We start from the raw sequence: 708 nt of genomic DNA on the forward strand, positions 1-708 counted from the left end.
GATGACACTCCAATCATCCCGGGTTCTGCTCTGATGGCTCTGAACGGCCAGGACGAGAACGAAATGGGTACTTCTGCCGTTAAGAAACTGGTAGAAACTCTGGACTCCTACATCCCAGAACCAGAGCGTGCTATCGACGGTGCATTCATTATGCCAATCGAAGACGTATTCTCTATTCAGGGTCGTGGTACTGTAGTAACTGGCCGTGTTGAGCGTGGTATCGTTCGCACTGGTGAAGAAGTGGAAATCGTTGGTATTCGTCCAACTACCAAGACCACTTGTACCGGTGTTGAAATGTTCCGTAAGATCCTGGACGAAGGCCGTGCTGGTGAGAACGTTGGTGTTCTGCTGCGTGGTACCAAGCGTGACGACGTAGAGCGTGGTCAGGTTCTGTGCAAGCCAGGCTCAATCAAGCCACACACCAAGTTCCAGTCTGAAGTTTACGTACTGGGCAAAGATGAAGGTGGTCGTCACACTCCATTCTTCAAAGGTTACCGCCCACAGTTCTACTTCCGTACCACTGACGTGACCGGTGCTGTAGAACTGCCAGAAGGCGTGGAAATGGTAATGCCAGGCGACAACGTTGGTCTGACTGTTACCCTGATCCACCCAGTTGCGATGGATGAAGGTCTGCGCTTCGCGATCCGTGAAGGCGGCCGTACTGTTGGTGCTGGCGTGGTAGCCAAAGTTATCGAGTGATAACTGCAC

General features: G+C 52.3%; 1 protein-coding gene. It reads left to right on the top strand.

What is annotated here, in order from left to right:
* On the top strand, positions 1 to 699 hold a 699-nt coding region (locus tag OUO13_RS14320; protein WP_283174587.1), incomplete at its 5' end, for an EF-Tu C-terminal domain-related protein.
* Between the last annotated feature and the right edge of the window lie 9 nt (positions 700 to 708).

This window comes from Parathalassolituus penaei, assembly GCF_026626885.1.
Lineage (GTDB): Bacteria > Pseudomonadota > Gammaproteobacteria > Pseudomonadales > Oceanobacteraceae > Oceanobacter > Oceanobacter penaei.